Origin of the sequence: Sporosarcina sp. SG10008 (assembly GCF_044569405.1) — a bacterium.
In the GTDB taxonomy this organism is placed as follows: domain Bacteria; phylum Bacillota; class Bacilli; order Bacillales_A; family Planococcaceae; genus Sporosarcina; species Sporosarcina psychrophila.
This window is the reverse complement of record NZ_CP172607.1, coordinates 263,691-277,794: the sequence shown is the minus strand read 5'-3', so window position 1 is coordinate 277,794 and position 14,104 is coordinate 263,691. Positions and strand designations below refer to the sequence as shown.

The window sequence follows — 14,104 nt, the reverse complement described above, 5'->3', positions numbered from 1 at the left end:
ATCAGCCTCCTGATTTATTTGCAATCTCACGAATCACTGGGAATTGTCCTTCAATTTCATATTCGACCATAAAGGAATCAGGTCGCATTGAATTATTAGAATAGATTGGATCAATGCTAATAGAAACTTTCTTCGGTGGTATCTCTTTCAATGCATTGGCCCACTCAGTCTCCATTTCGTACCAAACTCCACCCCTCCTATTAATTTGACTATTTTGTGGTACAAGATTATCAATATCAGGAGGACCATTAAATTGTGCTCCTATTAAATGTCCGCCATCATCATCTGGTAATCTGTCTTTTCCCCCTACATTTGCCTGGGCATATTTATTTCTATCAGCCTTTTTCAATACAAGTTCAGGAGCATTTACATTTACTATACTTCCAAGTTCATCAGTAGTATATTTGTAGTTATTATTGGTTACATACTTAGTATTTGGGAGTAGTTGTTTCTTACCATTTTCACCTTTTATTATGTGCTTTCCGAAGTCAATTTCTTTAACTTCGTTGACTATACCTTTTCCCGTACCCTTAGCCCCAACATCCACATTCTTCACTTCAACCTTAACATCTCCAACTTTGATACTCGTAGGAATATCTGTTTTTGGGAATTGCATATTGAATGCAAGGGCATTTGGCGTACCCAATTGGTAATGAGTATTAGTTAAGAGATCTAGTTGATTTTGAGTTTTTCCTAATGGACTGTTGACGACATCTTGGTAAATTGGCGAATAGATGGACGCCATCTTCTCTGTACTTACCACTTTTCTTACTTGATTTAAATCGTTTCCTTTTAAGGCTAATTTCCCACCCGTACTTGCCCAGCCAGCAACTAGAATCATCGCTCCAAAAGAAAGGGCCGCATTTAATGCATCCCCTCTTGCCGTATAGATAACACCATTTACGCCATCTGCGACTTCACCAACAACAGGTATAAGCCCTGCTAAATCTAATCCAAACTGGAAAGAATCAAGTAATTTGTTTTCTTTGGGTTTGTCGACTTTAACGGTCTCTTCTTCCTTATAGTCAACTTTGGAAACAACTTCATAGAAAACTGTTTGGCCTACAACATACTCTTTAATGAGTAAACCATTTTCATACATATGGTATTTTATATTTTCATCCAGATTCTCTTCGACAGTATTCACTTTTTTCCCTTCAAGGGTTTGAAAAGTCGCTGTAGTAATCATCGTACCAATCAGCTGTTGATGTTCCTTTACCCATAAGTCATTTGGATTTAAGTACACTTTTGGGAACAGTTCCGTTCTAATTTCACTTCTAACCGTCAGAAGATTCCATTGGCTCGGGACGAAGTTTATGTCCTTTACTCCTGCTTGGAACAGTCCTTCCATATCCGTAAGCCACGTGTTCATCGTCTGCAAATCTTGTTCAATGGGATGTAGTGCGGTAGTCTGAGTTTCATCAAATTCATAAAGTTGAGAGATGGTATCATCACGTTTCCTCTTAAAACGAATGACTCCCTCTTGCACTTGTTCCCTTCCAGTCAAAGATGAATACAAAAATAAGACTGGAGGGAACTAAATGAACGAACAATATCGAGTAGTAAAAATCAGTTACTCAGAAGAACTATCATCTGAATCTGAACTATGGTTTAAAAGATTTATTGAAAAAATCTTATTGGATCATGTTGCAAAAGATGATTATAGACTACGAGCTTTAAATCGAGGTGCCTGTGCGTCAAACAAACATGAAAGTTCGAACAATCAAGTTTTCCCTTACATAGTTACCTTGGCATTTCTAACACCCAACTGCTACAAAGTAGTTCACATCACTTCTAAGCCAATCATTTCAAAAAGCGTATATGTCTTCATCCTATTGCGGATCTTGCGGTATATAAATTATCATACCGTCCCTCCCCTCGTCAAAAGTACGCGGTAACTATTGATTTGAAGGAGATGCACATCCTTCGCTTTTGGATTTCACTAATTTTCAGACGACCATTCTTCGTCCTTCCTTGCTAAATCTTCACCCAAAGAAACGATTGGGAAATCTAATTCGAGTCCTGGCATGAAAATTCAGTTGTCGCACTATTAAATCTACATCGATATTGGATATGTAAAATGTCATCTCGTCTAATTATCGTACTTTTCGAAATGCCTAAGTATTACAACACTACTTCATAATGGTACAACCTTCATGTGCTATGAATTTCAGTAAAGCATCATCCATGCCGTCCAAAGTTTAAACTTCTCACAAAAAAACAAAAACACATGTTGCCTAAAAGGCAATCAAGTGTTTTAAAGTTGGCTATATAAAGTAATTCATTATTAAACCAACAAGCCTATTTAATTTCGTAAATTTTTGTCTTGTTACCAGTAATAATAATTCGTATGTTAAAAATGTCATCTCACTTAATTTATTGCTTTCATCCGCACAATTTATTTTTTCATAATACTTTCCAATAGAACATTTTTATAAACTCTTGATTAAAAATGTATATTCAAATCTTCTCGAATCGCTTTTTCTAAATATTCTTCAAAACTTCTTGCTATTATTTCTTTTCCACCAAAATCAAAGTCAAATGTAATAATTTCTGTATTAGAAGAATTAAAACCTACCGAATTTCCTACACCGTCTATTCCAATAACAATAAAACTCTCATGCCCTTCGGGAAGAATATTTCTAAACTGTAGAGATTTCTCTACAAATGATGGTGTAGCAAAAAATTCCGCCTCTCTCAATCCTAAAACAATTGCTTCACCAACTGCTTCCGAACCATATCTCAAAAGAAACATTTTAAAATCCTCTGGTGATTTTACTTTGAGTTCATCTTCAGCTTGTATTACTTCCTCTATATTAACGGGCCCACCAAAGGCTTCAGGGCACATTTCAAACTCTTCATCAATCGCATTTAACAATTCTATTTTCATTCAATTATCCCCCTTTTAATCATTTCATTGGCATATCTTACTTTCCAATATTCTTTACGCCATTTATTGAATTCCTGCCTAGCTTCTCCGCCGCCAACTCCTCCCTTATTTCCAAATGGATGCTGTCTTTTGTTTCCTAGATCATGGTATCTACTAGGCATCTCAATTATTGGTCCCTCAACTTTTTGTTCAGTTACCATTAACAGTACCCTTCATGGGTTCTGAATTTCAAGCTGGTCTCATTCATTGTTTTATCCTTAAATTGCTCACAAAAAACAACACCTGTTGCCTAAAAGGCAATCAGGTGCTTTATGGTTAGCTATATAAAGTAATTCATTACTAATTCTATCTGTAAACCCACGAGCTTGTTTAATTACGTAAGTTTTTGGCTAGTTCCCTGCAACAATATTTCGTATGTTTCAAATGTCATATCGCCAGTTATCATATTTATTTTTCATAACCCAAGTATTCTTTGGTACAATCTACATGAGTTATAGATTTTGACTAACCTCAGTAAGATTACTTTGTGAGTGGTAGACTAATAGAATATTGCTATTTCTAATTATTTGCATGTTTTTTTAATTATCTTGAAGCCCTATTACAATCCATTCATCTACAATATCCCAGAAATCCACATTATATTCAGGCTTATCATTGGTAAACCATAATGTCGCTACATCATCGATACAGTTGTTTAAATCTATAGCAACATATCCTCCCATGCCGTTTTCAAAAAAACCATATGTTGTAGCCATATTAATTCCTAATGGTTCATCTAATTCTTCAAGTATTCCCCATTCATAATCCTCAAAATGAGTACTGCTTTCCACTGGTACTAGTCCCATAGCTCTACTTGGCAGATAATAAAACCCATTGTGTAACTTTTCATAGAACCTCTTAATAGATTCTGGAACATTTGACCAATCTTGTTGCATTTCTGAAATATAAATAGAACTGGTCGGTATACCACCTTCGTAATAAAGAATTTCGTCATTTTCACTCTTTACGCTGTATAGTACTGCATATTGTCCATTATCTACAATTAGTTCAAATTCTAATAAATTCTCTTTCAAGTATGATATAGTATTGCTCAATTCTTTTTCACACACATCATTCCATAAAGCTATTAATTTATCTTTCTTTCTAGCTTTATCTGTTTCTTTAAATATCTCTATCCATTTTTCAGGCATATTTTCCTTTTCTATATTGAGTAAGTTTTTGTTAGATACAAACTCTATACTTTTTCTGTATTGTTTTAATGAAGATAACTTATCCACCCGAATTCACTCCTTTTTATTTATCCTATTAAATTCATCTGTCATCTTTTGTATCTCAATTTCTAGTTCTTTTTCTTTTAATATCATTTTTTCCCTAAATACAGGATTCACCAAAATGTTTTCTTTTTTGTAGATGTTCCAATCTGCAAATGATTTTGAACCTTTAGATGTATTAGCTGCTTCACTAAGACCTTTAAAATTCTCTACAAAATTGGCAATTTCCTTCTGTTGTTGGTAAGTCAATGTCTCAAAACCTTCCAAACGAGCTATTTTCTCTAGAGAAACAATATGATCTGCATGCAGTTTTTTTTCAATTATTTTTCCGGGTAAAGCAAAATCCTCAGTTCCAATAATATCATCAATATTTTTATTAACTTCTTTTTGTATTTTAGAAGATGGCGATGCTCTTCTTAATTTAGCATATGTCTCATCGGAAATTTTCCTTTCCCCATATCTTGCACCTTGCGTAATGTTTTTATCCGTACCCTTAGCCCCAACATCCACATTCTTCACTTCAACCTTAACATCGACATCTCCACCTTTGATACTCGTAGGAATATCTGTTTTTGGAAATGGCATATTGAATGCAAGGGCATTTGGCTTACCCAATTGGTAATGAGTATTAGTTAAGATATCTAGTTGATTTTGAGTTTTTCCTAATGGACTGTTGACGACATCTTGGTAGATTGGGGAATAGATGGACGCCACCTTCTCTGTACTTACCACTTTTCTTACTTGATTTAAATCGTTTCCTTTTAAGGCTAATTTCCCACCCGTACTTGCCCAGCCAGCAACTGGAATCATCGCTCCAAAAGAAAGGGCCGCATTTAATGCATCCCCTCTTGCCGTATAGATAACACCATTTACGCCATCTGCTACTTCACCAACAACAGGTATAAGCCCTGCTAAATCTAACCCAAACTGAAAAGAATCAAGTAATTTGTTTTCTTTCGGTTTATCGACTTTAACGGTCTCTTCTTCCTTATAGTCAACTTGGGAAACAACTTCATAGTAAACTGTTTGGCCAACAACATACTCTTTAATGAGTAAACCATTTTCATACATATGGTATTTTATATTTTCATCCAGATTCTCTTCGACAGTGTTCACTTTTTTCCCTTCAAGGGTTTGAAAAGTCGCTGGAGTAATCATCGTACCAATCAGCTGTTGATGTTCCTTTACCCATAAGTCATTTGGATTTAAGTACACTTTTGGGAACAGTTCTGTTCTAATTTCACTTCTAAATGTCAGAACATTCCATTGGCTCGGCACGAAGCTGATGTCCTTTACTCCTGCTTGGAACAGTCCCTCCATATCCGTAAGCCACGTGTTCATCGTCTGCAAATCTTGTTCAATGGGATGTAGTGTAGTAGTCTGAGTTGCATCAAATTCATACAGTTGTGAGTTGGTATCATCACGTTTTCTCTTAGAACGAATGACTCCCTCCTGCACTCCGCTATCATCTAAGTGGGGCAGTCCGACAATATCACTCACCTGATCCATGATACTGTTTGCCTCATCCGTCAAACTATCCGTGAGATGACCAATAAGCGTAAGGCCCTGTTCTAGCTCTCCCTCAAGGAATTGTTCTACTATGTACCCAGATGAATCAGGTTCGAGTGAATGAAGTGCTGCCTCCATCTGCTGAAGCACTTGTTTGAACTGTTCGGAAAACAACTGAAAAAAATGAAGAAATGGTAAATGACATTCCTGGTAAAAGGAACGGATGGCATTACCCCCGGCTCCTTTAAATTGTTCCTCCATCTGAACTAGACCCTCCACTGCATGGTGGATCGCTTCCATCTCACCGCTTAACCTGTCTAACATAGTAATGTTGCGCTGCAGCCCTTCTTGAAATAAATCTACGTCCAATATTTTCATAGGCATTGCCTCATCAAGCGTTTAAAAATAGCTACTTCACAATATTCTTTAGTATACAATAATACCCCACTGGTGAACATTCTTCTCCCCCTCTAGTAATCTATAAACAGTTATTATATTCCATTTTTTCCATAGATGTAAAGGGAGAGGTTATTATATTCCCAAAAATCATGAATTAATATATACAAAGTAGCATATGACTTGAGCTAATGAGCTTCTGTTTTAAGTTTTGATACTGCTCAACAATACAGAAGGAAAGGTGTACGTCATACCAACCTTACTTAATTTCTCTTCTTCCACCTCGTAGTCTTCTGAAATTTAAATGTTCAAAAAATGTGTATAAGTGTTTATACTATTATGCTAAATTATTTCTATGAGTCATTAAATTAAAGTAGCAGGTTAGTACATAAAAGTCCTATAAGGAGTTGATACTTTTGGTTGACAAAGAAACACAGATAAAGATACTGCTATATGGAAATCCATTAGATTTTGCTTGTGAAACTCTGGGTGTTAAAAATATGAGATATCATAATTACTCTAGTGTTTTTACGGTTAGTAAGGAAGAAGTGTATGAATATATCTCAATCAATGGTATCCCACAGAGTGATTCAACGAGTAGATATTCTATGGAAGAAGGCTTCAAGTTTTTTGAGGAAGAAGGGAAATGGTATACCTTTTTTAGAGAAAGGGGTTATATCTATCATGAAAAAAACTTTGATGATTATGAACTTGGAAAAAAATATATAGTACTTACATTGCTACAATTAGCTGGTACTGGACTATATAAGTAGTTGGTTCTATCAATCAGGGGCATCGAAACTGTGAAAGCGAAAGGATATAGAAAGACGTCGATACGTGACGATATCAATGAAACTGCAAAATACTCGGTAAAGCCTTCGGATTATCTGACTGGTAATCTTCAAAATGATTTAGAGGTTGTAAAAGATTTGGTGTAAGGAATGTATCGAAAACGATTGATTGCCTGCATGGGTTTATTAAAAACGATTCATAAAGAGTTGAAGATGGAGTTATTGTTCATATATTTCAAAGTGGATTCACCCGATCATTAATGGAACAAACAAGTTTGTGTGAACTTTCATGATTGAATGAGTGACTTGTCCCGTAAGCGTCAAATAGGCGCTTACATACTTATTGTACTCGTTTGATTGAATTTCAAGAAGAACTGTCTTCAATAATTGGGCTAAATTGTGGGGTAAATTGGATAAATATGAACGAAGGGGATGAATTTTTCTATGTTATGGATTTCTACACAAGATAAGCACAGTTTGATAAATGTAAAAGAAGTTACTGTAAACGGGAAAAAAATAAAAGGCTTTGTTAGCGGTTCGTCTTTAGACGAATGGAGTAAAGATTTAGGAAAGTATGAATCAAATGAAAGAGCATTAGAAGTTCTTAATGAAATATTTAAGAAAATCGAAGAAATCAATGGTATTTCTGCGACATCCGCTATACCTAAAAAGTAAGTTTCAACTTGTTCGATAAATAGGCTCTTTTCTAGAATGAGGTTCTGCACCGATTTAGGAATAGAGTCATTTTGTTGAATAACGCAGGATTTTCTCAAAAACGTGCACGATAACGAAATAAATTTGTGCAGTAATAGGGCCATTTAATGGAGAATGTATGTTAAATTTCACGCAAAATATTTCCAATACCAAAAAGGGGTGTGTATGTTGAATAAATATCAAGAACGTACGGTTTACATTTCAATTGTAGCACTTGCTTTTTTCTTAGTATTATCTTTAATTACACATAATTGGGGATTCTTTTTATGGAGTATATTGCCTGTTTTATAGTTTTGATGTCTACGTTTTTCACCAATAAGGACAAGAAAAAAAATAAGTGATGAACATACTTATTCAATCATCGGGTGCTATTGTTGAAAATGATAAGCCTAATTCCTCGCCTAAGATACGGAGGGATTAGGCTTTTTTATCTTTGATTGAGTACCCCACAATCTGCATCCCCTCCCTTAGTCTGAGCCAGAGCTGCTTTGTTGATTTCAGAAGTAGTATATACCGGCCGCCATGGACGTTCACCCGGACGGATCTCATACATCGTAAACAGCAGACATGTGCTGGCATGCCTGCTTTTTGATTTATTGATACCTGTTACGTAAGATGTCGCATCACTTGTTAAGAAACCTACAACTTTAGCGATTTCTTCAGCTTCGCCTTCTCGACGTAAGGGTGTATGTGCAAGTAATACTGCCATCATATCGCTTTCTTCTTTTTCGGCACGGCCCATAGCTTACGAAACGCTTGTGGGTAGGGTACCCTTATTAAATTTGCTGGTTATAACTATTGGACTTTGGGAATGGATTAGAAAGGAGGTGGATTAAATGGACACGTTTTTATATTTTCTTTATGCTGCTTTATATGCGATATTATTGATTTGGGGATTATACGGCATTAGAAAACAAGATTTAGCAAGATGGACTAGTGTTATTTATATAGTAATATTGCCGCTTATTTATGATAACTTGCTACTGCCAACAGGTAAGTGGATTGGTGAAGGAGGGTTACTAGAAAGCTTAAACTTCTCTCGTTTTTGCTTACATGCTTTACTAACCCCCTTACTCGTTATGTATTCGATTGGTACGTTACGGGAAAGTGGAATTGAATGGGCAAAGAAAAAGTGGCTAGTCATCTTAGGTATTCTTTATACAGTTGGCTTAATCGTATTAGAATTTTCGATAGAAGTGATGGGGTTGGAACTTGAAGTAGTGAAAGAATACGGAGCCATCAGCTATTCAAATGTAGAAGAAGCGACAGGCCCCCCTATTATGGTGTTATTAGTTACACTAATTCTCATTGTGGCAAGTGCGATCTTATGGAAAAAAACGAAATGGCCAGTTTTCTTTATAGGTGCCGTTGTTATGACGATTGGAAGTGCTATACCTATAAATATAGATAGTGGAGCAGTGACGAACGCATTTGAGCTAATTTTGATATCTACATTGATTTGGACTAAAAGAAGATTGATAACAAAACAGCTACATGTTTGAATTTCGCGTACTTATTATGTTAACTAGATAGTTGGCGAATGAAAAAACCATTGTTTTCAGGGTATTGGAGAAGTGCCAATCACAGAACTCCCGATATACGATCCCCACCAAATAGGAGGAGCTGAAAACAATGGTTACACTATCATGTAATCATATTCAGGGGAAGAACGGAAGTCATTGGAACCGTCTAATGCGAGAAGGAAAGGCAAAAGAATACTGTATTGTAGCGATTTAATTTCAGGTACACGATACTATTACGGCAATTCACTACAATTACATATTTATAAGGAGTGGATTAGATTTTTACATCAATATCTAATCCTCCTACATTTTTATACAATTTGGTGAATTTTTCATTATTGTTTATTGCACAGCGTCAACTAAAAGGGATCATCATATCTATGGTAGCATATCGACGTAGCAACGATCTCTACACGTATTCTAACCTCTATCCGTCCACAGAAAAAGAAGCCGTACTAACGATGGAGGACGACTTCAAGATCATAAAATATGCCAATTTTATGCAAGTGATTTTACAAACCCTGTTGTGAATTTAATCATTTCATGTTTCAATAGCTCATTCCCGCCCGATTTAGCCCATGCCCCGGGTTAACAGTTGGACTTTATTTGACGCTTCCATTCAATTAACACACTTTTATATCTTGATAGATTAAAATCCTTGGAAATCTCCGAATATCGGTTGTACTAATGAATTGATAAGTGTAAGTTTATCAAAAAACAGAATAATTCCCATACCTACCATAATTCCTCCGCCAATTTTCATTACAGGGCCACTGTATTTTTTTATCCAAGTAAATTTAGTAATGAAGAATGCCATTAAAAGAAAAGGAATACTAAAACCTAACACATAAGCTGCCATATACCATAGACCCTGTGATGGATTTGCACCTACAAGTGCTAATGTAGCTGCTAAAATTGGACCCATACAAGGTGTCCACCCTACTGCAAAAGCAAATCCAATTACTACTGAACCTAAATAACCAGCTGGTTTATTTTGAATATGCAGTTTATGTTCCTTCATCAAAAATTTTGGTTGGAGTAACCCAATCGTAATCAATCCAAAGAGCACCATTAAAATAGCACCAATTTGTCGAATTACATCTCCATATTGAAAATACCACGTCTCTAAGAGAGTTGCACTTCCTACTGTTCCAAAACCAAATACTAAATAAATGATTGAAAATCCACATAAGAAGAAAATTGTATGCAAAATTGCTTTGTGCTGTCCTTTTAATTCACCCAGTTGTATTTCAGCTACACTCATTCCTGTAATGTACGATAAAAATGCAGGATAAAGTGGAAATACACAAGGCGATATGAAAGTTAGTGCACCTGCACCGAATGCAAGTAAAATAGAAATGTCCGCCATCAACGATCCCTCCATTTTAGCCGAAGGCACTGAAAAAGACCGATTTCCTTCAATCTCGTTGATTTCCGTTCCGAGCGGACGCTTTCCGCGGGCACGGCTTCAGCCTCCTCGTCACTGCGTTCCTGCGGGGTCTTCAGCTCGCGCTGTTCCCGCTGGAGTCGCCGCTCTTCACTACAATCAACTAGTTCTTACTATAAAAAAGAACTTTTTCAGTGCCCTTTTTAGCCAACATATGTTAGTTGTTTGTCGTCACGATATACTTGGTTAATGGTTCCTCCACCGAGGCATTCTTCTCCTTGATAGAAGACAACTGCTTGTCCAGGCGTTATGGCACGAATCGGTTCGTGGAAAGTGACTTTAAATTGCGAATCATCCAAGCGTTCTACCGTTACTTTATTGTCCGGTTGGCGATAGCGGAATTTTGCAGTACATTCAAATGTATCAGGTATAGATTCCTTTGAAATCCAGCTTACATTATCAGTAATGATACTGTCTGAGTATAGCAATTCATAGTTGAAGCCTTGTCCAACATATAGTACATTCCTTTCAATATCCTTTCCAATTACAAACCAAGGATCGCCGTTTCCTCCGATCCCCAATCCATGCCTCTGTCCAATTGTATAGTACATGATTCCATCATGCTGTCCGACAACTTTCCCGTCGAATTTCTCCATATTCCCCTTTTGAGCAGGCAAATACCCACTCAAGAACTCTTTAAAATTTCGTTCACCAATAAAGCAAATGCCTGTGCTATCTTTTTTGGATGCGGTCACCAAATGAGCTTTGGTTGCTATTTCCCTTACTTCTGGTTTTTCCATATCACCTATTGGGAATAACACCTTACTTAACTGCTCCTCAGTTAATTGATTAAGGAAATATGTCTGATCCTTATTTTCATCTTTCCCTCTCAACATGTGAACTTTTCCATTTTCTCTGACCACACGTGCATAATGTCCTGTAGCGACATAATCGGCTCCAATGCTCATGGCATGATCTAAAAATGCCTTGAACTTGATTTCTTTATTGCAGATCACATCGGGATTTGGCGTTCTTCCCGTCTTATATTCTTCTAAGAAATAGGTGAAAACCTTGTCCCAATACTGCTTTTCAAAATTCACGGCATAATAGGGGATATCCAGTTGATTGCAGACGCGGATAACATCTTCGTAGTCTTCTGTAGCCGTACAAACACCAAATTCGTCTGTATCGTCCCAGTTCTTCATGAACATCCCGATTACGTCATAGCCTTGCTCTTTTAGAAGCAGCGCAGCAACAGAAGAATCGACTCCGCCTGACATTCCTACTACGACACGTGTGTCTTTTGGTGCTTTCTCCATTTGTATTCCTCCTATCTTTTTATAAAAACTTTCTATCATCAATCGTAATTTCTGCTGCTAGTGGAGAAAAAGAATTACACTATCCATTATCATTCCTTTTGATTTCTGAAGAAAACAAAATTCAATTCTACAAGTACATAGAATAGAATTGAATTGAATTAGTTGGAACGCCGTATGCAGTGAAAGCCGCACGTCGGAGTAAACAGTGAGCGATAACTTCAAACTCTTACCTACCTGTCTGAAAAAGAGATTTGAATAATGTAGTTTAACAACAAAATATTTTTAGTAAGAATAATACAAGAGACCCTTCATGGGTCTCTTGTATTGTAAATTAAAATTCACTACACGTTTTTCAATTTCCACCTTAAAATGAGTAAGATTCTCCATCGTCTGGAACTAATACATTAGACTTGATTCCTTTTTCGTTGATAAAGTTCTTTAATTCTTCTCTGGACAATCCCCAATGGTTAACTGCTTCCATGTGGCTAACAATGATGTCGGCTTCAGGAGCAGCCTTGTATACTTCATATATGTCTTCTTTCCCCATAATAAGAGGGCCAACAGGGCCATCTTCAACAAATTGGTTTTCGCCACCGTTTAGCATAATAACTTCTGGTTTGTAGGTATCGATAATCTCTTGTACTTTTTCATACCAGACGGTATCACCAGCTACATACAATGTTTTTTCATCCGTGTGTTGGAAGACAATCCCCATAACGTTTCCCATGAGCTTTGCCGTTTCTCCATGTCCGTGTCGACCATCAACTTCAGTAAGTTCAACTCCATTAAAGTCTATACCTACTTCTTCTTCCATGACTTCAATATTCGTGAATCCTAATTCTTTGGCTAATTCAGCATCCTGTTCATCTTGCATAATCATCTTAATGTCTTTAGGCAGCTGTTCTTTTGCTGCTTGGTCAAAGTGATCCTCATGTGTATGAGTAATGATGACAGCATCTACACCATCAAGAATCTCATCAACGGACATTGGTAATTCAACGATTGGATTTCGATCATCTCTTTCGGCAGGAAGGAAAGGATCGAATTCGCCTTTTTTGGAAAACATCGGATCAATCAAGAACTTTTGCCCACCGTATTCTACAGTTAATGTAGCATTTCGGATTTGTTGGATAGTCATTTCCTGTTCTTGTTGTTGAGAAGTATTTTGCTCAGGTTGGCTCTCCTGAGGGCTACCGCAAGCAGCTAATAATGCGCTCATCAGAAGCGCCGTCATTGAAAGCATAGATGTCTTTTTAAATTTCTTCATTTTAATAAAACCTCATTTCTTAAATTTAATAATTATTTTCCATTTAAATACACAACATAATGAAACAAATTGTCTCGTCTTTTGTGTTCGGCATCGGCCGAATAATAAAACCACCAACAACTTGAATCGTCAAGTCCGGATTACTAGTACACATACAGCAACAGAGGGGGGACTTGTACCCGATACAATGGGAACCTGGCAAAACAGCCCTTATCGCGGCGGCATGTCCCATTTTTTCACTTTTAATCTTTTGTTTTTAATTCGCGAATCTTTTCAGGTGTTACATCATTTAAAAGCGAATCCACTATCTTCATTCCTGAGAAAGTATGGAGAACTTGCCCGCGTATAGCACCTAAATAATCTTCACGAAGCACTTGCTGCTCGGCTTTTTCTACATTTGTTAACCCTTCTTCACGCTGCTTTTTCGCTAATTCATTAATTCGTGGTAACAAGTCCAACATGTTTTTTCACCGTCCTAATTGATTTTGTATTTATTCAATAACTTGAGTATGGAAGCAACGTTTCATATGGTTTACCATTGTTTCTCCCAGATCAGTAAATGTTGCTACCCCTCTTTTATGAATGACTGTTTTGAATCCTTCTGCGTCTGCTCCTGCAACTGTTAAAAAGTCACAAATATCCGTCGTTACCCCAACAGTATGGACCTTTTCTACGCCTAAACTTCTTAACGTTTCAGCCAAATTTGTTTGAAAGAATGCATTATAGTTCGTTTTAGGCGTATAAATTAAACTTTCATTATCTTTATTGTTTTGAAACCAATCATATAAATCTCCGTACAATTGTTGCCCTTCTGTACCTACAATATTATGTGGTGGCCATAATTCAAAATGCGGGTCATTTGGTTGGTGTGCATCCATTGATACGACAACTACATTTCCCTCTTCTAAAAAACTTGTTGCCAAATCCTTAATATAGGCCACTATTTCTTGTGCTGTTTTACCAACAGTTAATGTTCCATTATCAGCTACAAAATCATTACTCATATCAACAATTAATAGAGCTTCATTTGCCATTTT

Annotated in this window: 15 protein-coding genes; 4 read left to right on the top strand and 11 right to left on the bottom strand. The window is 36.6% G+C overall.

Features of this window, described 5'->3' with window-relative positions:
- Position 1 precedes the first annotated feature (1 nt).
- The 5 genes from ACGLYD_RS01420 to ACGLYD_RS01400 all read right to left on the bottom strand — a co-directional run bounded on the left by ACGLYD_RS01420 (position 2) and on the right by ACGLYD_RS01400 (position 6,048).
- Positions 2-1,489 carry a DNA/RNA non-specific endonuclease gene (locus tag ACGLYD_RS01420; RefSeq protein ID WP_399630941.1) on the bottom strand — a complete coding sequence of 496 codons (1,488 nt, stop codon included), beginning with the start codon at positions 1,487-1,489 and terminating at the stop codon, positions 2-4.
- Positions 1,490-2,446: 957 nt separating this feature from the next.
- Positions 2,447-2,890: an SMI1/KNR4 family protein gene (locus tag ACGLYD_RS01415; protein WP_067206129.1), complete on the bottom strand. Its 444-nt coding sequence runs from the start codon at positions 2,888-2,890 to the stop codon at positions 2,447-2,449.
- Positions 2,887-3,090, bottom strand: coding sequence for an HNH/ENDO VII family nuclease (locus tag ACGLYD_RS01410; RefSeq protein ID WP_067206126.1), 204 nt, complete (start codon positions 3,088-3,090; stop codon positions 2,887-2,889). The genes ACGLYD_RS01415 and ACGLYD_RS01410 overlap by 4 nt, the downstream gene beginning before the upstream one ends.
- 378 nt (positions 3,091-3,468) lie before the next feature.
- A complete protein-coding gene (locus ACGLYD_RS01405) occupies positions 3,469-4,167 on the bottom strand; it encodes an SMI1/KNR4 family protein (RefSeq protein ID WP_067206123.1) in 699 nt (232 codons plus the stop codon).
- Positions 4,168-4,173: 6 nt separating this feature from the next.
- A complete protein-coding gene (locus tag ACGLYD_RS01400) occupies positions 4,174-6,048 on the bottom strand; it encodes a ribonuclease YeeF family protein (protein WP_197485366.1) in 1,875 nt (624 codons plus the stop codon).
- A 434-nt stretch (positions 6,049-6,482) separates the two neighbouring features.
- Between ACGLYD_RS01400 and ACGLYD_RS01395 the strand changes: the two genes are divergently transcribed.
- The 3 genes from ACGLYD_RS01395 to ACGLYD_RS01385 all read left to right on the top strand — a co-directional run bounded on the left by ACGLYD_RS01395 (position 6,483) and on the right by ACGLYD_RS01385 (position 7,532).
- Positions 6,483-6,839 (top strand): hypothetical protein, encoded by a 357-nt coding sequence (locus ACGLYD_RS01395; RefSeq protein ID WP_399630935.1) that lies wholly within the window; start codon positions 6,483-6,485, stop codon positions 6,837-6,839.
- A 30-nt stretch (positions 6,840-6,869) separates the two neighbouring features.
- The gene (locus ACGLYD_RS01390) at positions 6,870-7,004 is read left to right on the top strand and encodes a protein rep (RefSeq protein ID WP_231885765.1); all 135 of its coding nucleotides are present in this window, start codon (positions 6,870-6,872) and stop codon (positions 7,002-7,004) included.
- 297 nt (positions 7,005-7,301) lie between these two features.
- A complete protein-coding gene (locus ACGLYD_RS01385) occupies positions 7,302-7,532 on the top strand; it encodes a hypothetical protein (RefSeq protein ID WP_067206118.1) in 231 nt (76 codons plus the stop codon).
- Positions 7,533-7,998: 466 nt separating this feature from the next.
- Here the strand turns inward: ACGLYD_RS01385 and ACGLYD_RS01380 are convergent, their stop codons facing one another.
- Positions 7,999-8,313: an SDR family oxidoreductase gene (locus ACGLYD_RS01380; protein ID WP_399630931.1), complete on the bottom strand. Its 315-nt coding sequence runs from the start codon at positions 8,311-8,313 to the stop codon at positions 7,999-8,001.
- A gap of 94 nt (positions 8,314-8,407) precedes the next feature.
- On the opposite strand from ACGLYD_RS01380, the gene ACGLYD_RS01375 reads away from it, so the two are divergent.
- Complete coding sequence (locus tag ACGLYD_RS01375) at positions 8,408-9,073, top strand: hypothetical protein (RefSeq protein WP_399630930.1); 666 nt, start codon at positions 8,408-8,410, stop codon at positions 9,071-9,073.
- A 670-nt stretch (positions 9,074-9,743) separates the two neighbouring features.
- Here ACGLYD_RS01375 and ACGLYD_RS01370 read toward each other — a convergent pair.
- From ACGLYD_RS01370 to ACGLYD_RS01350, 5 genes are all read right to left on the bottom strand, one after another.
- A complete protein-coding gene (locus ACGLYD_RS01370; protein WP_399630927.1) occupies positions 9,744-10,463 on the bottom strand; it encodes a cytochrome c biogenesis CcdA family protein in 720 nt (239 codons plus the stop codon).
- A 221-nt stretch (positions 10,464-10,684) separates the two neighbouring features.
- The gene (gene mnmA, locus ACGLYD_RS01365) at positions 10,685-11,800 is read right to left on the bottom strand and encodes a tRNA 2-thiouridine(34) synthase MnmA (RefSeq protein WP_399630924.1); all 1,116 of its coding nucleotides are present in this window, start codon (positions 11,798-11,800) and stop codon (positions 10,685-10,687) included.
- 364 nt (positions 11,801-12,164) lie between these two features.
- A complete protein-coding gene (locus ACGLYD_RS01360; protein ID WP_187047787.1) occupies positions 12,165-12,938 on the bottom strand; it encodes an MBL fold metallo-hydrolase in 774 nt (257 codons plus the stop codon).
- Positions 12,939-13,309: 371 nt separating this feature from the next.
- Positions 13,310-13,528, bottom strand: a complete 219-nt coding sequence (locus tag ACGLYD_RS01355; protein WP_187046711.1) for a DUF896 domain-containing protein — start codon at positions 13,526-13,528, stop codon at positions 13,310-13,312.
- Positions 13,529-13,558: 30 nt separating this feature from the next.
- Positions 13,559-14,101 carry a cysteine hydrolase family protein gene (locus ACGLYD_RS01350; RefSeq protein ID WP_399630921.1) on the bottom strand — a complete coding sequence of 181 codons (543 nt, stop codon included), beginning with the start codon at positions 14,099-14,101 and terminating at the stop codon, positions 13,559-13,561.
- Positions 14,102-14,104 lie beyond the last annotated feature (3 nt).